Genomic DNA, 23811 nt, shown 5'->3' on the forward strand with positions numbered 1-23811 from the left:
TGCCATCTCCTCTTTCTTGTGTGTAATATATGTTTCTGCTTAGAGTGACCAGCTACAAATGTTACAAAGTTGTAATTTGTTCCTCAGTCATTGTAGCATAATTCTATCAGCTGTGCTCTTCTAATTTTTAACATTTAATAGTCTTGACTGTAAGTTTTCTGAGTCTGAATGCATTAGATTTTCACGATAAAAAACAAAAAAAGTCGCCATTCTCGAGAGAATAGCAACTTCTAAGTGCTAATGGATATGAGGGAACTAGTGAAACGACTGCCAAAAGTCTCCCTCAGTAGAGATAAGTCCCATAATTTCTGCGTATGGAATACGGAAAGTGGGAAAACCCGCAACATAAGGAGCAATCTCATAAGGAGCAAAATAAAGATACAACGCTTCATTATCTACAAAGAAAGGCTGATCCGAGGTAATTCCTTTATACGTATCCGGAAAAACATAAGAGTATTGAGGGTCATTCTCAATCTGCTTTCCGACGATTTTACTTAGCTTCTCCACATATCTGCTTCCTGGCTTGAACAGGTCACCCAGCTTATAGAACCTTCCATTTCGCAAATTAGTATGGGTATAGATTTTGGTAGGCATACCGTGGGCTGCTCCAAAAGGATATCGATAACCCGTTAATTCCAGCACTAGAAGGTTTTTGCGGAAAAAGGACACTGAAAAATCACCATTGTAACTGAAATCCTGTGTTGCTCCATTACTACCTGGGTCTTCAACTAGCGAAAGCTTCCGTAATTTATCATTAACCTCTCTAGAAACTTCCGCACTTGCAATTCCCTCAACAACCGGATAGTAAACCAGATAATCCCTGTTCGGTTTGTACTTCTTCTCTACTACGGAATATGGCGGCCTCAGTGGGATGACTCCATTTTGCCTCCAAATCTGTTTCCCTTGACGATCATAATATGCTGTACGTTGATCGATATCTGCTCTAATCAGGCGCCCACTGAGGGTAAGTGTTCCCGTCCCTTGAATAACTGGAGGCTGAGCTGCTCTTTTTCCAGTTCGATCTATAAAAAAAGTCTCCTTAGCATCATACACAGACGCCAGTCCGTCCTGATAATTATTCACACCAAGCAGGGTATGATTGCTCAGAATCGCTCCTGTCTCTGCATCAGCGATAATGTAACGTGAGCCTCGATAAGGTTGACTAGGGAATATTGGTGTTCCTATGGCTGCTCTGCCCTCACCAAGCTGCAGGACTTCATAATATTTCGCAGGGATGATCATTTTTCCTTGTTTATCAATCAGCCCATAGGCGTTGCCATAGTTCTCCGCGGTGTTCACCACTGCACGCCCCTCCGAAAAAGGTAAGCCAGAAGTGAATTGTGGCTGAATAGCTACTGTTCCATCAGTGTTTAAGTAACCGTACTTACCGTTCTCAGTCGCTTGATAGGAGAGCAGCCCATCACCCGGACTCCCTACGAATGGATGATTGTACGTATGCAGAATCTTCCCTTCAGGATCAATGAGTGCGTACTCCCCCTCTTTAATCTTGACTAAAGCCACACCATTCATGAAATCATTGGCATCCAAATAAATTGCAGGCAAAACCTCTTTGCCTTGCGCATCTACATACCCGTATAGGGATTGACCACCCGTTGTGTTTTGTTTCGAAAATAATGCAAGTCCCTCATGTAATGAGTTTAGATAATCATAACGGGCTGGAGTCACCTCTTTACCTTTTTCATCAATAAATGTGTACCCTTTCGCATCTGATACTACTGCGCGTCCTTCCGAAAAAGGGGCAATAAACGAGTAAATGGGCTTCACCCGCTCCCGTCCAGAGCTGTCGATCAGTCCGCTACTGTTTTTTCGTTGTACAATTGCTAGCCCATTTTTCTGAAAATCCTCAGCATATTCGTATCTAGGTTCAATCTGAACACGACCTTCGTCGTTAATATATCCCCAAAGCGTACCCTCTTTAAGATTAAAGGGCGCCGGATGCAGCCCAGTATTTCTTAATTCGTCGTCAACCCACTCCGGTAATACATACGGCGTCTCATAAGGCTTATTAGAGTAGTCTACACGATATAATCCTGCCTCTGCTGGGATCGTAACGAACAGCTCCTCTTCTGTACGTATGAAATCTTCTTCTTGCTGCGTAATATATTCGTTCCAGCCAATGCCGTCCCATCTCCATACATCCGCTTGCAACGGACCATTGTCATTCCCTTTCCCCAGCTCATTCAATCTAATCCTTAACATCCAGTCGCTCCCCTTTAACAAAGGCATTTGCCTATAGAATATGGGAGAATGTTGATTTATGTGATTTTGATCTTTTAGATGTTGATGAAGTTGAAAACGCATCAAGCGAGTTAGATGTGTCGATACTGGTTGCACGGTGGGTATTAGGCGGGAACAAAAACTATTACACTTCATTTAGCTCAATTCAGTCGATTATCCGGGATTGATACCGTTCATTTACTACATTTCAAACAAAAACGAGTGCAGTGTCTGCGTATAATATAGGTTGGTCTTAACCGTGGAAGTCGGGGTAGGACTATCGGCGGCAGTAGGCGATAATGTTTGTGCGAGGTTGTTGTAGCGATATTGGTTGTGACAGTGCAAAGCCATTGAAAGAGACATGCCAAAAAGCGTTTGCGGTAAACTAGCAAACGCTTCTTCTGTCTTACCCCAGCGAGGTGATAATGAGAACAGAGAGGAACTTTGGAGCTGTAGAAACAAATTGGTCACCTTTGTTCTCAGATTCCAGCCGCTAACGCGGTATCAATCAAGGAATCTGAGAATAACAGCGATCGTAAGCCCAATATTTCCCGGAGTTAGCCCTTAATCACCCCGCGACCATGACTACTTCTTCGAAGAGTACTTCCGCATATCAAATGCGACTGCGGCTATAATGATCAAACCTTTGATAATTAACTGATAGTACGGGCTAATGCCGATAAAGGTCAGACCGTAGTTAATGAGAGTAAAGATGATAACCCCCACTAGAACACCCGGCACAGTACCAATGCCCCCGGTTGTAGATACGCCACCGACTACACAAGCTGCAATGGCATCAAGTTCATACATGTTACCGTAGTTATTAGTTGCTCCACCTGTTCTAGCAGCTTCCAGAACGCCTGCCAGACCATATAGCGCACCAGCAATAGCATAGATATAAATCAGGTTCTTGGAAACATCGATACCGGATACTTTAGCCGCCTGCATATTTCCGCCAATAGCGTACATGTTCTTACCCAGCTTGGTTTTATTGAATACCACCCAAACAATGGCGGCGACCGCCAGGGCTATGAGAACAATGTATGGTACTGAATATTTGCCGCTCCCGATGAAGCCGGACCCGATTTTGGTAAAATCAGGACGCAGACCGCCGATTGGCTGGGATTGGTTCGGGTCCATATCGAAGTACAGGGAGTTCAGCCCGTACACGATGAGCATTGTACCCAGGGTAGCTATAAATGGCGGAACGTGAAGCTTGGAAACGACAATACCATTGATAAGTCCACAGAGAAGACCAGCAATGATAGCAATTGCTATCGGAAGGATTACTTCCACTTGCGGAAGATCTGGAAAAAAACGACGGGAATAGTCTGGGATTTGCAGCATCGAAGCGGAGATAACCGCCGTAAAACCAACCACCCGTCCGGCGGACAAGTCAGTACCTGCCGTAATAAGGATAAAGGCAACCCCAAGCGCGATGATAACGCGTGTAGACGACTGAATCAGTACGTCACGCAAGGTGTTGATGGACATAAAGTTTGGATCGTATATGATGATCCCCATAATCAGCAGTACCAGCACGATGTAAATCGCGTTTTGAGTCACAAAGGATTGAGCTTTTTTAACGTTCATTTGTAGTGATCCCCCTTAAAATTACGCAAGCATATTCTCCTATCCTTACTCCTTAATGCTGTGCAGCGAGACGCATAACTTCGGTTTCCGTAGCTTGCTCGCCTTCTAATATTCCTGTAAGCCGTCCTTCCGACATGACCATTACACGGTCAGACATTCCGAGCAGCTCCGGCATTTCAGAGGAGATCATAATGATACTCTTCCCTTGCTGAGCCAAGTCAGCAATTATGGAGTAAATCTCGAATTTAGCCCCTACGTCGATACCGCGAGTCGGCTCGTCCAGAAGTAGGATTTCGGGCTCAGTAAGCAACCATCTGGCGAGCAGCACCTTTTGCTGATTACCACCAGAAAGATTCATGATTAGCGTTTTGGTTGTAGGTGTTTTAGTTCGTAATTTTTCAATCATTTTATCTACTTCAACTTTTTTCTTCTTGCTATTCAGCAGGAGGTACGGTTTTTGGTAACGATGTAGATTAGCAATCGCACCATTCTCATGGACAGATAAAACTGGGAAAATTCCTGTTACACGACGTTCTTCGGTAAGCAAAGCCATTCCGTGTTTCTTAGCATCCTTCGGAGAATTGATAGTAACCTCCTTGCCTTTAATAGAGATCGTTCCGGATTTCAAGGCTCGCAGACCGAACAACGCCTCAATGACCTCAGTTCTCTGGGCACCTACCAGACCCCCAATACCAAGGACCTCTCCACGTCTTAATTCGAAAGACACATCTTTAAATGATCTTTCCTCAGGGGAGGTTAAGCCTTCCACCTTCATGTATACTTCACCAGGTACGTTGAAGCGCTCAGGAAAACGGCTGGTCAAATCACGGCCCACCATTTTGGAAATGATAATATCTGTAGTTAATTCCTCTGCTGGCCAGGTTCCGATTTTTTTACCGTCACGCATAATAGTAACTTCATCAGAGATGGCAAGAATCTCTTCCATTTTGTGAGATATATAGATAATAGCTACGCCTCTACTTCTGAGATCCCGTATGATCCGGAATAAATGTTCCACCTCCACACTGGTTAGGGAAGAAGTGGGTTCATCCATTACAATAACTCGGGAGTGAAAAGAGACAGCCTTCGCAATTTCAATGGATTGGATTTTGGATACGGAAAGCTTACCCACTAATGTTTCGGGATTCAGATCGATATCCAGATCTTTAAACAAATTTTCCGTGTCAGTGAACATTTTCTTATGGTCGATAAACTGAATCGGTCCGATTCCCTTCGTTGGAAAACGTCCTAGCCAGATATTCTCCATAACACTTCGGAACGGCACGGGATGCAGCTCCTGGTGAATCATCGATATACCGCTTTTTAACGCATCATTTGAACTGCTGATGGATGCCTTCTCGCCATCCAAAAAGATCTCACCGGCATCCGGTGAATAAATACCAAAGAGACATTTCATAAGTGTAGACTTACCTGCACCATTCTCGCCCATAAGGGCATGCACCGAACCCGGTCTGACCTTTAAACTAACATCATCCAGCGCTTTGACGCCGGGGAATTCTTTCGTAATATTGTTCATTTCCAGCAAAAACTCAGCTTTTTCCATGTTGTTACGCCCCCTACGCTTTTTTTCTTTTTTATGAGAGGCACAGCGGTTCCATCCTGTTCCCTGCCTAAAAGAAATACCGAGGAGCGGTTATCCGCTCCTCGTTTTGTCATATGATCATGAGTAACTCTGTAGCCGAGGTTAATTACTTAGCGTCAGCTATGTTGTCTTTCGTAATCTTTTTGTAGGAAATCCATACGTATTGGTTATCAGTGATATCAAAACCCACATTATCTTTCGTAGGCGTTTCGCCTTTAGCAAGCAGAGCGGCAACTGTGATAGCAGCCTTACCTTGGTTATTCGCATCATTCAGCACCGTTCCAAGCATTGTTCCATCTTCCAGCGCTTGAATCGCAGGAGCAGTTGCATCCACACCTACTACCGGCATAAATTTGTCACCTGTAAAGTAACCTGAAGCTTTCAGAGCTTCGATTGCACCGAGGGCCATATCATCGTTGTTAGCAAGAACAGCTTCAATTTTGTCGCCGTGGGAGCCAAGGAATGCAGCCATTTTTTCTTGTCCTTTTACGCGATCCCACATTGCTGTATCTTCAGCCAGTTTCTCCACCTTGATTCCTGCATCTTCGATAGCTTGAATAGAGTAAGTAGTACGAAGCTCAGCATCTTGGTGTCCTGGTTCGCCTTTTAGCATTACATATTGGAGAACTCCGTCGCCGTTCTTGTCCGCTTCAGGATGCGCTTTCCAGTAGTCAACAATCAGTTGGCCGGACATTGTACCGGACTCTTCTGCTTTCGCACCTACATAATAAACCTTATCCCATTTCTTCATATCTTCAGGAAGCGGTTCGCGGTTAAGGAATACCACTGGAATGTTTGCTGTTTTTGCTTTTTCGATAATGACGCCAGCAGCTGTACGGTCAACTGGGTTAATCAGCATTCCGTTATATTTTTTAGTGATGAATAAGTCAACCTTATCATTTTGTGTTGGTTGTGAATTTTGGCTATCTACGATATCTACTGTAGCGATGCCTTTAGCAGCACTATCGATAGCGTTACGAACACCTGTCATAAAAGTATCGTCAAATTTGTAAATGGCGACCCCAACTTTAGGCGTTTCTGTTGTAGTGCCCGAGTTCTCAGTCTTTGGAGCGTTAGTTGCCTTGTCTGCAGCACTATCTGTAGTTTTGTTGTTGCCACCACAGCCTGTCAGAGCAGCACCCAGCAAAGCACTAGCTAATAGAACGGAAGTGATTTTTTTCATAATTCATTGACCTCCTATTTATACTTCTTTTTTATTTGCCCCTGATCGTCTCGGGTACATCCATATTATGCAACACCTGAAAACGCTTGCGAATATAAAATCCTACTCATTACTATAAAAATTCTAATGAACCCAAGAAGAAATATAAGGATGATTTTCATTTAAAATTTATACTTTCTTATCTTCTAAAATAAAAAACGAATACCGCCCCATTCAAGGATGGTATCCGTTTCACGTTAAATCAACATCTATCTAACAAATGGAAATAACAGCTTTTGATTCTCAGGCCACAACATATTATCCAAATCAATTAGCTTTGTTCCTGTATCGACGCGTTCTGGTACATCGATTCCTTCGATCACTTCAACGGCATGTTTTACAGCCAAATACCCGTTGCTAAAAGGATTCTGTATCACTGTTGCTTGAACAGTACCGTCCTGCAGCAATTCCATCATGGAAGGAGAGCTATCAAAGGCTACCATTTTAATATTTTGCAGCCCCCGACTTTGGATAGCCATTGCAGCCCCTTGTGAAGCAGTTTCATTCAGGCTCGCAATTCCTCGAAGATTCGGATGCTTCAGCAGCATCAGTTGTGTAAGATCTTCTGCATCCTTAATACTGGAGGTCGTGTATGAAATCTCAACCACCTGTATATTCGGATAACGCGCAGTGTAATTTAAAAATCCCTTCTCCCGCTCCTCCGCGTCTCTTGCCCCATACTCAATGCCGTTAGAAGACTCCAGCTTCTCACTCTGCGTTGAATTGGTGAAGTTAATAATGCCCACCTCGCCGTAACCTTTTAACAGCTTGATCAGCCGTTCTGCAGATTTTTGACCCGCCTCATAGCCGTTCGAGCCAATATATGTCCTTACTCTTGCTGAACCTACTTCCGCATCTACGGATATCACAGGGATTTTAGAATAAGCAGCCTGATCTACAACCTGAGCAAGCCCCATGTAACTACTTGCAGCTAAAATAATCACGTCTGCTTTTTCTTTAATGGAGTCCTGCACCATTTTCACCTGTTCTGTGATGTCACTCTCAGAGTCCGGGGCTTTAAAGGTTAATTTAACGTTGAATTCCTGTGCTGCAGCTTCTGCTCCCAATTTAACCGTATTCCAGTAATCGCCCCTGTTCATTTTCACAATGAGATGAATATTACGGGTCTTATTTGTATTGATGTAATTGGGTGCTGAATTAAAACAAGAGGTAACTGTAGTCCATAACACCGCACACATTAACAAAGTTAGCCAAAAACGAAAGGTTTTCATGACGATGTCTCATCCTCCTTAAGCCCTTCACTGCCTTCGACTTTTGCTAATGCCGGGAAGATAAAGGTAACCGTAGTGCCTTCTTCAATTTCACTTTCAAAAGAAAGTCCATATTCACGGCCATAGTACAACTCAATACGCTCGTTCACATTTCTTACGCCTACCCCGGAACCACTCATACTCTTACTGCCGCCTGTCAAAATAACCTTCATAGTCTCCTTGGACATTCCTAATCCATTATCACTAATCCGTATGATGACAAGATTGTCCTTCAGTTCTGCTTGGATAGAGATAAAACCTTCATCAGGCATCATTTCTATTCCGTGATACAAGGCATTCTCTACAATAGGCTGCAAAATCAGCTTAATCGTCTGACACTGCAGTACCTCATCCTGTGCAATGATCTCGTAGCGGAATTTATTTTTAAAACGAAAGCTCTGAATGACGAGATAATGACGAATATGATCAAGCTCTTCCTGCACGGTAATCATATTATTCCCTTTGCTTAGACTAATCCGGAAAAACTTAGATAAAGACTGAATCATTGTAACGACCTCCTCCGTCTTACCACGCTCAGCAAGCCGGATCACAGAGTTCAAGGTATTGTACAAAAAGTGTGGATTAATCTGGGATTGCAGAACTTCAAGCTCACCCTTACGTTTCGTCTCTTGTTCATAAATAATTTGATCCATCAATTGACGAATACGCTGCAGCATGAGGTTAAAGCGTTTAGACAACTGTTCTACCTCATAGGCGCCACTTACATCGATTCGAGTATTAAGATCCCCTTCTCCTACCTGCTGAAGTGTCCGTTCCAGCTTACGGATCGGGCGGGCAATCCGCGCAGACAAAAAGACAGATACGATAATTACACATAAAATAACTACCGCTAAGAACCAGGATAAAAAGGTGTTCAGATCACGCTTGGTGGTCACGATCTCGTCATAATAAGCAACACCTACTATTTTCCACCCAGTCTGTTTTAGCGTTCGTACTGTAATAAATCGTTTTTCACCTGTAGATTCATCCAAATAACTACGATAAGCATATTCCAATACCGGCTCCACATTCTCATACTTTAAACCAGCATAAATAAGCTGCTGCTGCGGATGATACACGATGTTGCCTAATTGATCGAGGATGTAAGCGTATCCTCTTTTACCAAGCTTAACCTGCTTACTCAGCTCATCTATGGTGCGAAAGTTAAAATCCATAAGGAGGATACCCGTTTTTAGTACTCCCTTCTCCTGATATTGAATGAGTTTACTGATCGACACGACCCAAATATATTGACCTTTAAACAAGTTCTGAATATGGGGCGCCGAATAGGAGATCTCAGATGTTCTTTTGGCCGTTGTAAACCAGCTCTGGGTTTCTAACTGTGTGTTGCTGCGCAGTTTCTGTCCTGCTGTACCCACGACGTATTTCCCCTGTGGTGTAAAAACCGCTGCAGAAACCAGATCCTCTCTACTTCCCATTAACATGGCCATTCTTTCCATCAATAAAGCAGAGTCTACGGAGGGACTATTCGTAATTTGATCTTCTGCAGTTTCAAAAATATTTCGCATTCCTTTAACATAAAGCTCCAAATTGTAGTTCACTTGCTCAATAATCTGCTGCATATTCATATTGGCATTCTCTTCTGCCGTCTTCGCAAACTTGTTATACAGCATAAGGCTGACAACGACGGCTACAAGAACGGCAACGGATGTAAAAGTGAGCGTAATCGTTACTTGAATACTACGCAGCTTAGAGGACAATCGACGTTTCCCCCCTTTTGAATGCTGCGGCCACAGTCGAAAAGAATAAGGCTTTTCTTGCCGCATAACTACCCTCCTCTGGAGCTATTTTTATACTCTTTGGGAGACTGACCATATTTTTTACGGAAGCAGAAGCTGAAATAGTTAGGATCAGCAAAGCCAATTTTCTCGGCGATTTCAAAAGCCTTAAGTTCCGTGGAGCGTAAAAGTTCCTTTGCTGCCTCTAATCGGATTTGCAAGAGATAACTAACGAAAGTCATCTTCATTTCCTTCTTAAAAATACTGCTAAAATAGCCTGTACTGATATGTAAATGCTGACAGACCTTTCCGATAGAAATATCCGATTCCTCATAATGGCTACGGATGTAATCTTTAGCTTCATCAATGAGCAGCTTATAGCTAGATTGGCGTTCTAAAGCAATGGAGTCCATTAGCCGGCTGCAGATGGTAATAATCCACTGCTTGGCTTCACTCATACTATTGAATTTATTCATCTCAGTTAATGAGGAAATGCCAGATCCAACGAACTTAGCAGCATCACTACCGGACTCTTTGGCTACACGCAGGATGGATGTAATAATCTCCAGCAAAAAAATCTGATAATCCTGAGTAGATACCTGCTCAGCATTCAATCCGCCAAATAACTCCTCCACGACCTCCTTAAGCTCCTGTACGGTTCCCATCTTAATCGTTCGGATTAAGGACTGCTGGGTCAATTCATCATAGGCCAAGAGTGTATTCGAACGTGACTCCACATCCTCGATCCAAATGACTCTGTTATTGCCAAGAATGAGGCGATAATCTAACGCTTGCATGGCATCTCCAAAGGAGTTAAATAGCATAGCAGGCGAGTGACAAACCGTTCCTGAACCAGCGGTTACCGTTAGCTTAAGAAACCGCTGCACATTGTGGCGGATTTCTTCTAGAATTTCAAAAGTTCTCCCCGTGATTTCAGTTTCTTCTCCTGCATCACAAATGGAAAGAAGCACTACCTCATCACGATGGATAAACACCCTGCCCAAATTATGCTTATTACATAATTCTTCCGCAATATTCAGCACAGCGAAGAGCTGTAAATTTCTCTCTCCCGTATCTCGCAAAGAAATTTGCTTACCTCCGGTAAGGTTAACGGTTTCCCGTTCTGGACGAATATAATCCACACTAATTACCGAGGCTTGGAACCATTTCCCATGCAGATCTATTCCGTATTCCGAACTTTTCTCGTTTATTTCATTCATTCGTAACTTGCGTGAAACTAGTGAAGATAAAAACTGCTCACGCAGCACAGGCAGACTTTTTCGATAATGCTCACTGAGTACAAAAACATTCTCTTTCTCTGCGATTTCAGCCTCTATAGTGCCCCTGACCTTTAGCAGAACATCAATCAACTCCTGTGAAGAAAACGGTTTCAAAATATATTCATCGATTTGCAGTTTAATCGCCTTCTGTGCATATTCAAATTCATCATACCCTGTCAAAATAATGATCTTGGTATTAGGATGCCGCTCGCGAATCCATTCCGCCAGCTGCAGCCCGTTCATAAAAGGCATTTGAATATCAGTCACCACTACATCCGGGAGCAAACGATCTATCGCATCCGCTGCCTCTCGTCCATTCTCCGCCTGTTCTACAATTTCGAAGCCAAAGTGCTCCCAATCAATCTGACTGATGACCCCTTCCCTTACATCTTCTTCATCTTCAGCAAGAATTAACTTGTACATCTCTCATCCCTCTTTGAAAACGATTTATTTAACTGTCATAAAATTCATTCTATATGATTCAAACTATTCCATCTATGGTTAGTTATTTAGATCGATTTATTATAAATTAAAAGAATTGGTCTATTAACTGCATAAGGCAGTCAGAGGATTATAAAATTCGGAGTATAAGAGAGCGGAAATCCGGAATAAAAGCGACATGAAAGTTAGCGTCGTATGGATATAAAAACTGGGTATGAAGATTAGAGGGATTATGTTCTCGGCTCATATCCTTGATCGTTCCTTATATTTACATAAAAAAAACCATCCCGCCGTAGCTGGGATGGGGATGATCGGAACCTATAAGTATTATAGCAACGCTTTGTTAAAGCGATAGCCTGCTGTCTTTTCGAAACCTAGATGACGATAAAAGGAATGTGCCGGTGCGCGCTCTACGCGGTTACCACTTCTCAAGAAGAGCTGACAGCAACCTTGCTCACGTGCCCATTCTTCAGCTGCGGCCACAAGTCTTTTACCGAGTCCGTTTCCTCTGAGTTCTTCTGATACGATAAGTGCAGTAATCTCAGTGATACAATCTGTCTGTTTGTAATACGAGATTACCTGTCTAAGACCGACCATTCCCACAACTTCATTGTTTAGTTCTGCAACAAGCGTGCATTGGAGATGGTTATTCTCCATGCTTTCAAGTCTCTCTTTCATCACGCTAAGCGTTGTTGGATAGCCGAATTCACGCAGAAGCGCTGTCACTCTCTCCAGATCATTCAAGCCGCATTTGCGAATTTCCAGTACAGGTGCCATGGTACTACTGTTCATCCTCATTTACCTCCACTTTTAGCATAGACGCTGCCTGCTTGGCTACCGTCCGCGCGATTTCCACATTTTCCGCCGCACTTAACGCTACAGCCATCCGCCGCCCTGGACGGACTTCTGGTTTACCAAACACCCGAACCTGAGTCCTAGGTAGTTCCAAAGCTTCACCAATTCCGGTCACAACAAAAGCTCGTCCTTCTCCTTCAGCCTTCAGCGTAGCTGAGGCACCTGGTGTCAATAATTGTACTGACTGGACTGGAAAACCAAGAATAGCTCTGACATGCACTGCAAATTGAGATAAATCCTGCGTGGCCATCGTTACCATCCCCGTATCATGAGGCCTAGGGGACACTTCACTAAACAATACGCCTCGATCCGTCAAGAAAAGCTCCACTCCAAAAATACCGAAACCTCCGAGCTGATCGGTAACTGCTTTGGCAATAGACTGAGCTTCATCAAGAAGTTCCGCCTTCATAAAGTGAGGCTGCCATGATTCGACATAATCCCCATCCTTCTGAATATGCCCAATAGGTGGACAAAATATCGTGCCAGCCACGGACCGCACCGTCAAAAGTGTAATCTCGCTTTCAAAGGTAACGAATGCCTCTACGATAACACGAGTCCCTTTAGCTCTCGCTCCATCCAAAGCAGTGTTCCAGCATTCTTCCGCATCCTCCGGTCTTTTGCAAACACTCTGACCTTTGCCGGAAGAACTCATAATCGGCTTGATGACACAAGGAGTACCTAGTTCTGCAACGGCTTGACGAAGTTCTTCCAGACTATCTGCAAAACGATAATCCGCTGTTGGCAATCCAAGTTCTTCAGCAGCAAGTCGGCGAATGCCTTCTCTGTCCATGGTTAAACGAGCCGCTCGTGCGGTCGGAACAACGAAGAAACCTTCCTCTTCAAGCTCTTGAAGGGCATGAGTAGCGATTGCTTCAATCTCCGGAACAATAACATCCGGTTTCTCTGAGCGAATAAGCGTTTTAAGCGCTTCTGCATCCAGCATATCAATAACATGTGAACGATGAGCTACACCCATCGCTGGTGCATCGCTATAACGGTCTACAGCTACGGTCTCTACGCCAAGACGTTGAGCTTCGATTATGACTTCCTTACCCAGTTCCCCGCTGCCCAGTAGCAGCAGCTTGCGGCTTTGAGCTGAAAAAGGAGCTCCCCACATTGTCGATTTCAACCTCTTTCGGCAAATTGACTATCTCGTTTCCATAAATTTCTGAAAACAAAACAGTTTCATTGTATATTTTCAGGCTTCTTTATTTTCATCCATCATACGCCAGATTGCAAGTGTTCTTCGACAATTTCCTACAAATTTCAAAGATTTTTGTCTAATCTATCAACGAAAGATTGTTCCAAGATAGATAATTGGTGACCTAGTTGACCCCAATGATCTGCGGATTCACCCCCTTTAAGGAGATCTAACATCGCTTTCTCTTGCTCCGCTAACCCTTCTTGTAGGCGATCTGCAGCAACCTTTAATTCTCTGGCTATGCAATCGACATAATGCGCAAGCAATTTTTTCTTCTGCTCTGCCGCCGCAACATTAACAGCTTCTTTCACAAGAGGCTCGGCCGCACCTTTGACTTGCTCCCGACCGGCCCCCTCAAAGAAATAGCGAGGAGATTTGAAATGTCCCCATAAGGTTGACCATTCCACGCCCTGAAGCTGGCATTCCAGCTCACTAGGAGAAGGCCATGCTGCTTCTTCATTCTCCGTCAGATGAAACTCTTGAGTAGAGAAAAACAGCTCAGTAGCCGCCGCTTCAGCCGCTTCATGAACAAGTCTGCGCCCGGTACTTTCTAGTCGCAGCGTTGTCGCCCATAGCTCTTGCTCCAATTCACGCTTAGTGGTACGCATCAGCTCTGCACCACACGCAGCGAAGATAGCTTTTAAATTCCCTGCGTCCTCACGTAATAATGAGGGGTGGAAAGATTCCTGAAAATTTCTGGTGAAGGAGAAGCTAATCCGTTGACAGACATGATAGATCAGCTCCTCACCTTCATGAACAAGATCTCTGCTAGGACGTTCTTCTGTCTCTAATAGGGAAAGTCTCTTCATAGCTAGCTGACGACGTTCTTGCATTTCTTTTAATCCTGCTTCACGCTCGTTTGCCGCCATGGAAGCGAGATTCTGCCACTCTTCCGCCCTGCGGCGAACAGATGCGATGCTCTCTGCTGCTGCGTTAAGTGAAAGCTGAGGAAGTTCATCTCCCGCAAAACTTGATAAGGCTTGCTCAAAATGATGGAAACGGGAAGCCTCATAGCGATCATAATCATGCTGAGTTTTGCCTTCCAAAGCAAGCAAGCTAGAGAGTGCATAAATTCTCGGCGAGCGTAAGCCACCTGCACGTAAATTTTGAGCAACATGCTCTCGAACCTCTTCCAGTTCATCTTCGCCTGAAGCAAGATCGGAAGCATTGATAATAAAGAACATTTTATCAAGTGCAAAGCTATCTTTAATTCGCCCCAGCTGCGCAAGCAGACCTCGGTCTGCTTTTGAAAAGGCGTGGTTGTAATAGGTAACAAAACAAATCGCGTCTGCATTTTTCATGTAATTAAAGGTTACGCCGGTATGACGAGCATGCAATGAGTCGGCTCCTGGTGTATCCACGAGTACAATTCCGCTTTCGGTCAATGGACAGGCATAATACAAATCAATCCCCTGCACAAAACAGGCCCGGGTCTCCTCCGCTACAAGGCCCCGGTATTCTTCTAAATCAACAGTTCGCACCGTTCCCAGCAAGGGCTCAGCTTCTGCCCAGCCAGCCGCTGCTGCTCTTAGAAATCCAGCGTGTGGCAACGCAGAGGGATGAACTCCCCGTGCTGGCAAACTTGCCAGAACTGTTGTCCATGAGTTTTGCTGTGGTTCGCCTAGTTGCAGCACACTGAAGGAATGGCAGATGTCATCCCAGAAATCTGCCATGGTCTTCATTGTGACAACCGCGGTGGCATGGCGGAAGTCACCTTCCGGCGCCAATATGCGGTTGACCGCAGCCGTGGCGGGATGTGGAGACACGGGCAGCACTTCTTCGCCGAGCAAAGCGTTGGCGAAGGAAGATTTACCCGCGCTGAATGCACCGAACAGCGCAAGGGTAAAACGGCCGCCGGCGAGATCCTCCGCCCGTGCGGCCAGGCTCCGCGCCGCCGATGCCATCGCTGGCTCGCGGCGCAGCAGCTCTGCCGCAGCCGCCAGCGCGTCAGCGGCTGCCGATAGCCGGCGGCGGCCTCCCGCCGGCGAAGCCGTGCCCGCCGCCCAGCTTGCGGCGGCGGCACTTCCAGCCGCGACGCTTTGCAGCGGCTGAGCCTCCCGCGGTGCGGCGCTCTGCGCAGCCGCACGCGGGGTGACCCTCACCTCCGGCAGGATGCCGGGGGTGAGGGGCCGGCGCGGCGGCAGCAGCGCCGCGAGCTCGTGCGCGCGGGCGTCTGCCGCGCGGTCCAGCGCAGCTAGCGCGTCAACGGCGCGCGACTGCCGCGAAAGCGCCTGTTCGCGGCGCTGGAGTTCGGCACGCTGCTCATCCATGAGCGGTGGCAGCTTCGCTAACAGATCATCGCTCACCGCTAACGCGGCACGGCGGAACTGGCTCTTAATATCAGCCGCAAGTGTGCGGCAGAAATTGAGCAGTGCCTCGCCGCTATACCCCGTTCCCGGCTTAACTGCAGCCGCCAGCCACTCCTGGCTCACCGCCGGGAACCCTTGCTTCAGAGTCGTCTCCGCCTCCTCCTCCCATAGCCCGAGATTCTCCGCCCAATCACGTACCAGCTGAATCAAATGCCATTCCAGCTGGGCGGAAACCTCTCGGGTCAACAGTCCTTGCCAGACTGCCAGTCGTTTATTTTGTTCCTTCTCCCGCCGTGCAGCCGTAGAGAATAACCCTAACCGAAACGTAGGGCTGACACTTTCCATGTAGCTTCCTGACGCCTCTCTTACATCTGCAGGCATTAGATTAGCATTATTAAGTAAGGTGTCTAGGCCAGTTCGCAAGCTCGCCCGTGACTGCTGAGGCAACCCCTCAAGTCGTTCCTTCTCTTCTTCGAGTGACTTCAGTTCATTCGTCACTGTCTCTGCATTCGTACCTTCTAGTTCTTCAAGGAGAACTGTTCTTTCCTCCTGCTGATCTTCACGGAATGCAGTTAGAGAAGAATCCGCTGTATGATGAATGGAACGAGACAGACTATATTGAAGTAGCTGCTCCTTTTGTACCAACAGTTCAGTTACAAGGCTGAGCAGATGATCCCAATGATTAAGAGGATGCTCTTTCTTTTTGAGAGAGGTGAATAGAATTCCCGCACAATGAATCCCCCATTGTTCAAAAGCATTTTCAAGCTGACGTTTATATTCCTCAATGGAAATCTCTTGTTCCCTGTGCTTGTCGATCTGATTCACAATCAGATACAAAGGTTTACCCCAGTCACTAAGATTTTTGGCAAAGGCCAAATTATTCTCTGACTGTACATGGTTATAATCCATTACATAAAATACGACATCAGCTAAATGCAGCGCGGAGCGGGTCGCCGCCTGATGACCATCATCCGTCGAATCTACACCAGGTGTATCCAATAGTACGCCATCCTTGCCTAGCAATGGTATCTCATTCCACACTTCAATTGCGGAATATTCACCACCATTCCGACAGTATTCCTGTAATCTTTCTGGAGTTGTCTCTATAGGAGCAGGATCATTTTCACCTCCTTCAACTCTAGGATAAATAAGCACTCGTGGAACTCCACTGCGAATAGAGACAATATTCGCACTAGTAGGCACAGGTCCAGAAGGCAGCACTGAACTGCCGCAAAGAAGATTGATCATACTGGATTTCCCTGCCGAAAAATGTCCGCAAAAAGCAAGGGTCAGCTCATTCCCACCCTCTTTATGTAGTAAATCTTCATATATACGTTCAGAGCCTTCATCACCCCAGCGATGCATTAATCCACGCAACTGGAAAAGCAGCGATGCCGTTTCACTTAATGTCTCTTTCTCGATTCTAACCTGTTCCGCTCTCACTGACTCTCCACCTCCACTGTTACCATCTAATCATGCTTTGATCCGTAGACGTTTATGCTTATGCAATGTTTATACAGGTGTAATTTCTTTGATGTCACGCAGAACCTTTTTTTTATAAATAATAATTACAGTTTATCACCAGTTTGACACAAATTAAATACACACTACTTACAAAATAACCTATCATCTCTTACGAAATGAGGTTATTCAAACATCTTTCTGCTATTATCGCTAGAAAAGTCAAAAGCAAAAAAGGAGCCAGCCCTAGGGCCGACTCCTTTAATCACTTCTAAATTTATGCAGTTTCCGAAACAGGCAACAGAATTTCGAATACTTTTCCGTGCTGCAGAATAGTCAAACCACGAGATTTATCTCTCATTACAACAACTTCAGGTTTCACTGACATACGCTCAAAATAGTGTTCAGGAACGTCACCGGAATGACTGATCGTGATTCCTTCTACTTCTTGCTCTTCGTTCTCTTCGAGTGGGCTTTCCACTACGCGGTCAAAAATATCCGAGAACACTTCAAAATTATCTGTGTATACAGAAATGCATTTCATCTCTATCCCATCCTCTTCTTCAACTCTAACTTTTTGGCGTATGACCTTTAGCTTTCCTGACAACAGCTGTTTTCATACGTTTTTTGCCCTCTCGACATACATCAAGGAGCGGGCAAACTTGACATTTTGGGTTCTGTGCCTTGCAGTGATATCGTCCGAAAAAGATAAGCCGGTGATGAGTGATCGTCCATTCGTCACGTGGCACAGCCTTCATCAGCTTCTTTTCCACTTCCAGCACAGAATCTTTCCAGCCTGCTAATGCAAGTCGTTTAGCAACCCTCTCCACATGCGTGTCCACTGCAATGGCAGGAACTCCAAAAGCATTGGATACTACTACATTTGCAGTTTTACGACCTACACCGGGTAAAGTTACAAGCAAGTCATGAGCCTCAGGCACCTCGCCACCATACTGTTCTATGAGTATAGAGCATAGGCTTTGGATATGCTTAGCTTTGTTACGATATAGGCCGATGCGCCGGATATCCCCCTCCAATTCCTCCAGCGGTACAGAAATATAATCGATGGGGGCTTTGTACTTTTGGAACAGGTCCACGGTCACTTTGTTCACCGTTGCATCCGTACATTGGGCTGATAACAGTACCGCTATCGTTAATTCAAAAGCGTTACTATGATTTAACTCGCAATGAGCATCAGGGAACAAGTTTCCAATCGTATCCAAAATGTGGCGGACCTCTGCAACTTTCATAGTGTCCCCTCCACGGAGCGATTACGCTCATTAAAACTCACATGAGCGTGTCCTCTCTAATGTAAAGAAATATAAGCAAAGTCTGTATTATAACGTATGGTTTCATACATTTCAAGAAAATACAACTCTTATACTTTCTTATATTTCAAAAAAAACGTCTTGACGCAGGCAAAGCTCCTGTGTCAAGACGGTGATTCACTCAGAAATCCACCATTGCTACTATTGTTTCACAATTTCAACCACGATATCATTATTGAAATACATTATAATATTATCATTTTCTTTCAGAGATTGCACGGACAATGTCGTATCTCCTTGATGAATATATACATTTGAAGCAAGCGTGAACTGATACTTATCGTTCAGATTAGCTCTCTTAGTCACCAATGAGTTCGTCGAACTGTCATAGCGAGAGAATGAACGAGTTAACTGTGGTAACACACGAATGACTGTCGCTCCATCCGTGTCTTTACGAATCTCCACTCTGTCCGCTGTTGTTAAGTTACTAAGAGCAGTTGTTGTGGCGCCATCACGTATGATTCTAACCCCACCGCTTACAGCAAAGTTTTGTGCCGCTCCAGCATACTCTTTTACAACCAAATTATTCGCTGCAGCATCGACTGAACTAATCTGACCCGTTGTAAGCTTAACTAGCTGAATAGCGAGCGGAGTGCTTCCATCAAAGGTTACATTAAGAAAATCCCCCGATTTCACAGCCGTAAGTTTTATACTTTCGCCTACTTCATTTGTTAATGGAATAGCATAAGGATTAATTTCACTGGTACCCCCATTCCATTTAATGCTCAAACGGTTGGTTCCAGAATTTACTGTTGCCGCTTCAACCTGAAGAACGGTCTTAACTTTCAGAACAGCTATTAAATCTTGACCAGCCGTTAACGAGGCTGTCACATAACTACCGACAGGAATATCCGTTACGGTTGGATTCGTTTTACCAAAAAGATCAATAAGCTGCGGAGAAGGCAGAGTCAAGCTCTGTCCATCATTTAGCTTCAGAACTATAGTTCTTGCTGAAACATTAACAGCAGTAACGGTTCCTTCATACTTCGTAACAACTTCCAGAGACAATGCTCGTTGTCCGATTGCCTTTATATTTACCTTGCGATTCTCAGTCAATCTTGCACCAACACTGGTTAAGTTAGGCAATACACCTTCATAGGTGAGCTTTGTTTTTTCATCCAACTGAACGACATGGGCTTTTTTATCAGTGTCCATAACCGTTAGAAGTTGCGTTTTACTATTATAATCAATAACTATCGCTCCACTAAACTGATCAATTTGACGGCTTAACACTTCAATCTTTATGACTTGATCGCTGCTGTTCAGCGTAAGCTGAATCTTGTCCCCACCGACTGTATCAGCTATAAGATCATCGGCCACAGCACTATTCATGTTCGGTATAACAATTGCTGGCTTTGTAGCCAGTAGCTTAACTTCACGAGTTCCGTCCGTTTTTTTATAAACAACTGTGGAACTAGTCAGTTCTGTAAGTACACCCTGAACGGTCCGTTCAATACCTTCTGTCACTTCTAAAGAACGTATCACATTTTCTTTAACTGTATATTTGACAGCAGAACCTGTCTTCAATTCTGCAGGTTGCAATACGGATGCTTGATAAGTGAATAATGAAGTTCCATCCTCCCATTTAAAGGTTTCTACCGTACCGGCAGCATTTTTAAACGTAATGCTTTTCCCAGTAAGATCTATACTTTGAACGGTACCTGTTGTCGTTTTGTTAACTACCCCTGAAGTCACTTGAACACTGACCACTCTGTGTGATCCACTGTAAGTCTCACGTTGCAAAGTAACTACGCTGTCTGCTACCAGTGAAGCAGGTTCAATTGATGTCCCGTTTGCGTCTACAAAGGTAGTCGTTTCATCGTAGTAATATTCAGTGAACCCAGTAGCTGATTTCAGCCATAGCTTATTACCAGGTGCTACCATTGCGAAGCTTCCGGAAAGACTCTCCACTTGTTGTGTGGAGTCAGTCACTTCAACATAGGCTGCGTTATATGTCGCTCCAATTACAGTAACCTTTGTGTAAGGTTGGATATCACTTAGATTTATTCTGCTTTCAGAAGCGCTTGTGTAATAAGCGGTGCTCGCTCCCAGGGTATATGTAGAAGACTTTCCGTTATTAAACACGGTCAGTTTCCCGTCTTTCAATTGACTAATTGTTCCAGTGTAAGTGTTATCATACTCAAGTGTATTATGGGCCTCTGCCCGACTGAAAAAGGTCGCCAGCTGAGCACGGGTCACAGCCCCTTGTGGATCAAAGCGATTACCGTCAAGACCATTGGCTAATTTCAGATCAACAGCAACGTTGATATACCCTCTTTTGTTCGCAGATACTTTAGAATCATCTGCAAAGCCTGTCGGTTTAGTAGCCGCTATAGTTGCATCTGCACTCTTTCCAAGTGCACGAATTAACAGTTCAGAAATCCATTCTCGGGATGCTTTACGTTCTCCCCATGAAGTTTTCAGATTATCTGGAGCCATTTCAGTCGCCTTATCAAGTAGGCCTTGTTGAAAGGCCAACACTACATAATCTTTGTAATAATTTGAAACCTTAAAATCAGTTGGCAAGGCCACAGCTGAAGAAGTATCCACTTTATCCTGCAACTTCATAAAACGTAATGCCATAAGCACAGCTTCCTGTTGAGTTACAGAATCTCCAGGGCGAAACAAACCATTATTTCCAACCACAATTCCTTGTGATGCTAATTTATAAATATGCTTTTCAGCCCAGAAGCCTGTCTTCACATCGCTAAAAATACCTACAGATTGTGTAGTGGTTGTTGCTGCTGTCGTAGCAGCTGTATCTGCAAATACTGCGCTTGCGCTACTAAAAATCATGGTCCCAGCCATAACAGCCGATACTGCTTTAGTAGAATAAGCCTTCAATGGACGTTTTGACCTTTTTTGCGCGGACAATAGATTATTCCCCTCTCTATGACTCAAATAAATAGTATAGTTTAAAGTTCGTCAGTTAGATGCTTTTATCCTTTGTTGTAATAACAATTAGCTATTATCTCTAGTCATAGGATGCATTAGATCAACATGACCCATCAAGCTTTCAACCTTTTCACCATCTACTAAAACTTCGATACTCTTCACTTCTTCAAATTGAAAATAGGTTTTGGCAAGTGAAGAAATCGCTAAGGACTCACCACCAGCACCTAACTGTGCTTCTTCCGGTTTATGGATATCCATCACAATTTGACCATCAACAAACTTTAACGATTTCAGTTCAATCTTGCCCCATAACGATACAAGGTCCGTATTCTCGTTGCTCTGCAATGCTTTGAACGTCTCTGTATATTTCTGGGCATCGTCAGAGAAGCTGATGCTAGTCTTAGCAGGAATCAAATCCATAACTTGTGAATCCGTATAATATGCATCGATACTCTGGCTCTGTTTTTGCTTCTCATCTGCTACTGGCTTTGCAGTTGCCTGAGTTTCTTTGTTGCTGTTATCTGCTGTCGGTTGCGGAGTGCTAGCCACTTCGTTTCCTGATTCATCGCTTGGAGCCGGTGTACTTTCTCCCGCACCACTTACAACATTTGAAGGTTCTTGCTCCACACCATTTGCTGGAGCCGCAGTAGGCTTGTCTCCACAGCCAGCAATCACTAGCAGAAGCAGTGTAGCGATTCCAATTGCACTCCATTTTTGTTTCATCATTAATAAACGCCTCCTCTAGATGAATACGGGCAGACAGGTACCGCAAAACCACTTCTTGCCTTTTAAAATAAAAGCAGAAAGCTGACTTTGCGGCGCTCGTCTGCCACTGGTCTGTTATTTTATACCCAAATATTCCTTAATCCCACTCACTATTGAAGCCGCAACTTTGTTTTGAAGTGCATCTGTAAAAAGCAATGCCTCATCTTTTTTATTGCTAAGGTATCCCACTTCAAGTAATACTGCAGGCATTTTCGTTTCGCGGATAACATGGAAATTCCCATAACGTACACCGCGATCGCTAAGTCCTGTAGCTTGAACAAGATATTTATGCATCACGTTCGCCAATGCTTTACTGGCTTCCCGTTGATAATACGTTTCTGTTCCACTAGCCGCAGAGGATCCTGAGCTATTGGCGTGTACAGATATGAATATATCAGCTTTTAGATTATTAGCCATAGCTGCTCTATCCTTGAGCTCCAAGAAAGTATCATTACTACGTGTCAGCACAACGTCAATATTGCTTTCTTTTTTCAGCAATTCAGCTGTCTTAAGTACGATGGCCAAATTAAAATTCTTCTCGTATTTACCTGTAACACCCACTGCTCCCGAATCTTTAGCTCCATGCCCTGCATCTAATACTACTAGCTTTCTGCCGTTATTCCCCGGTTGTGTTGTAGTATCATCAGTACTTTCCGCATTTAGATCGATTACAACCAGCTTAGAATCGTCTCCAGTTACGGTAACGTTGTAATTCTTAGCATAGTTCAAATCGATTACAAAACGTACTGTATAAGGATTCGTGCTATAAAGGGAGTAACGTACTCCTGATACATCGGGATAATCTTTCACTTCCAAGCTACCGTTTAGGTCAGGATCAAGGATCTGTCCTGTGCCAAATAGGTCTGAGAAGGTGGCATTAGGTAAATCAACAACTAACCGATTCGGCCCAGTCATCACTGTCACTTTTGGTACTGAACTACCCTCCATGGCAATGCTCAAACGATTTTCACTAAAGCTCACACCATTTACCATCGTTAAATTCTTAGAAGGATCTACCGGCGGTACAACCTCAGATCCACCATTTTCAGTATTTCCACCTGAACTACCGTTATCATTTGAGGATCCTGGGGTAATAAGATACACACTCTTCTTCACGTTGTCCCACGAGACATTTAATCCAAACTGTTCACTAATGAACCGGATCGGTACAAGTGTCGTATTACTACGAAGGACAGGTGCTGTGGTAAGTGTTACTGTCTTGTCATCAACTGAGGCTATCTTTTGATTCACAACCAGTTTGATGACCTTTCCTTGCTGTTCAATCGTTACCGTCTTGCTCTTCTGATCCCAACCCACGTTATATCCAAGGCTTTCAGAGATCAACCTTAACGGCACCATGATTGTATCATTCACATTTTCAACCGGGACATTTTGCCCTGCGGTCAGCTCCTTGCCGTCCAGATAAATCTTGCTATTCCCGGCAGCAGCATGTCCGTTTTCAGGCAAAACAAATACTAAGAGCAACAAAAACAACATCAAACTGAATTTCTTCATTCTTCACCTCTAAATCTAGTATTCGCCTGTGAATGGCGATCGTGATGGCCTGTCTACGTCAACCTCAGACCTCTATTAGACGCTAATAATCTATA

15 protein-coding genes are annotated in these 23811 nt (G+C 44.4%); all 15 read right to left on the reverse strand.

Annotated features, from left to right (window positions below; all coding sequences use genetic code 11):
- Positions 1 to 255 precede the first annotated feature (255 nt).
- Positions 256 to 2220, reverse strand: a complete 1965-nt coding sequence (locus tag ACN6KS_RS20075; protein ID WP_440960362.1) for a WG repeat-containing protein — start codon at positions 2218 to 2220, stop codon at positions 256 to 258.
- 603 nt (positions 2221 to 2823) lie between these two features.
- The gene (mglC, locus tag ACN6KS_RS20080) at positions 2824 to 3831 is read right to left on the reverse strand and encodes a galactose/methyl galactoside ABC transporter permease MglC (RefSeq protein ID WP_094872601.1); all 1008 of its coding nucleotides are present in this window, start codon (positions 3829 to 3831) and stop codon (positions 2824 to 2826) included.
- A gap of 52 nt (positions 3832 to 3883) precedes the next feature.
- On the reverse strand, positions 3884 to 5395 hold the full coding sequence (locus tag ACN6KS_RS20085; protein ID WP_094872600.1) for a sugar ABC transporter ATP-binding protein: 1512 nt from the start codon (positions 5393 to 5395) through the stop codon (positions 3884 to 3886).
- Between the two features lie 145 nt (positions 5396 to 5540).
- Positions 5541 to 6617: a galactose ABC transporter substrate-binding protein gene (locus ACN6KS_RS20090; RefSeq protein ID WP_094872599.1), complete on the reverse strand. Its 1077-nt coding sequence runs from the start codon at positions 6615 to 6617 to the stop codon at positions 5541 to 5543.
- Positions 6618 to 6865: 248 nt separating this feature from the next.
- The gene (locus ACN6KS_RS20095; protein WP_076284597.1) at positions 6866 to 7888 is read right to left on the reverse strand and encodes a substrate-binding domain-containing protein; all 1023 of its coding nucleotides are present in this window, start codon (positions 7886 to 7888) and stop codon (positions 6866 to 6868) included.
- Positions 7885 to 9714 carry a sensor histidine kinase gene (locus ACN6KS_RS20100; RefSeq protein WP_440960363.1) on the reverse strand — a complete coding sequence of 610 codons (1830 nt, stop codon included), beginning with the start codon at positions 9712 to 9714 and terminating at the stop codon, positions 7885 to 7887. The genes ACN6KS_RS20095 and ACN6KS_RS20100 overlap by 4 nt, the downstream gene beginning before the upstream one ends.
- A 2-nt stretch (positions 9715 to 9716) precedes the next feature.
- Positions 9717 to 11369 (reverse strand): response regulator, encoded by a 1653-nt coding sequence (locus tag ACN6KS_RS20105; RefSeq protein ID WP_094872597.1) that lies wholly within the window; start codon positions 11367 to 11369, stop codon positions 9717 to 9719.
- 345 nt (positions 11370 to 11714) lie between these two features.
- Positions 11715 to 12179, reverse strand: a complete 465-nt coding sequence (locus ACN6KS_RS20110) for a GNAT family N-acetyltransferase (protein ID WP_256989949.1) — start codon at positions 12177 to 12179, stop codon at positions 11715 to 11717.
- Positions 12169 to 13359: a formate-dependent phosphoribosylglycinamide formyltransferase gene (gene purT / locus ACN6KS_RS20115; RefSeq protein WP_094872595.1), complete on the reverse strand. Its 1191-nt coding sequence runs from the start codon at positions 13357 to 13359 to the stop codon at positions 12169 to 12171. The genes ACN6KS_RS20110 and purT overlap by 11 nt, the downstream gene beginning before the upstream one ends.
- A gap of 149 nt (positions 13360 to 13508) precedes the next feature.
- Positions 13509 to 17195, reverse strand: coding sequence for a dynamin family protein (locus ACN6KS_RS20120; RefSeq protein WP_440960364.1), 3687 nt, complete (start codon positions 17193 to 17195; stop codon positions 13509 to 13511).
- A gap of 295 nt (positions 17196 to 17490) precedes the next feature.
- Positions 17491 to 17757, reverse strand: coding sequence for a hypothetical protein (locus tag ACN6KS_RS20125; protein WP_042129455.1), 267 nt, complete (start codon positions 17755 to 17757; stop codon positions 17491 to 17493).
- A 25-nt stretch (positions 17758 to 17782) separates the two neighbouring features.
- Entirely contained in the window at positions 17783 to 18463 is a 681-nt protein-coding gene (gene nth, locus ACN6KS_RS20130) for an endonuclease III (protein WP_094872592.1), read from the reverse strand.
- 219 nt (positions 18464 to 18682) lie between these two features.
- Positions 18683 to 21415 carry an S-layer homology domain-containing protein gene (locus tag ACN6KS_RS20135; protein ID WP_440960365.1) on the reverse strand — a complete coding sequence of 911 codons (2733 nt, stop codon included), beginning with the start codon at positions 21413 to 21415 and terminating at the stop codon, positions 18683 to 18685.
- An 87-nt stretch (positions 21416 to 21502) separates the two neighbouring features.
- The gene (locus ACN6KS_RS20140; RefSeq protein ID WP_440960366.1) at positions 21503 to 22162 is read right to left on the reverse strand and encodes a GerMN domain-containing protein; all 660 of its coding nucleotides are present in this window, start codon (positions 22160 to 22162) and stop codon (positions 21503 to 21505) included.
- A gap of 114 nt (positions 22163 to 22276) precedes the next feature.
- Positions 22277 to 23716 (reverse strand): N-acetylmuramoyl-L-alanine amidase family protein, encoded by a 1440-nt coding sequence (locus ACN6KS_RS20145; RefSeq protein ID WP_094872588.1) that lies wholly within the window; start codon positions 23714 to 23716, stop codon positions 22277 to 22279.
- Positions 23717 to 23811: the final 95 nt, after the last annotated feature.

Source organism: Paenibacillus nitricinens (assembly GCF_052056485.1).
Lineage (GTDB): Bacteria > Bacillota > Bacilli > Paenibacillales > Paenibacillaceae > Paenibacillus_AQ > Paenibacillus_AQ nitricinens.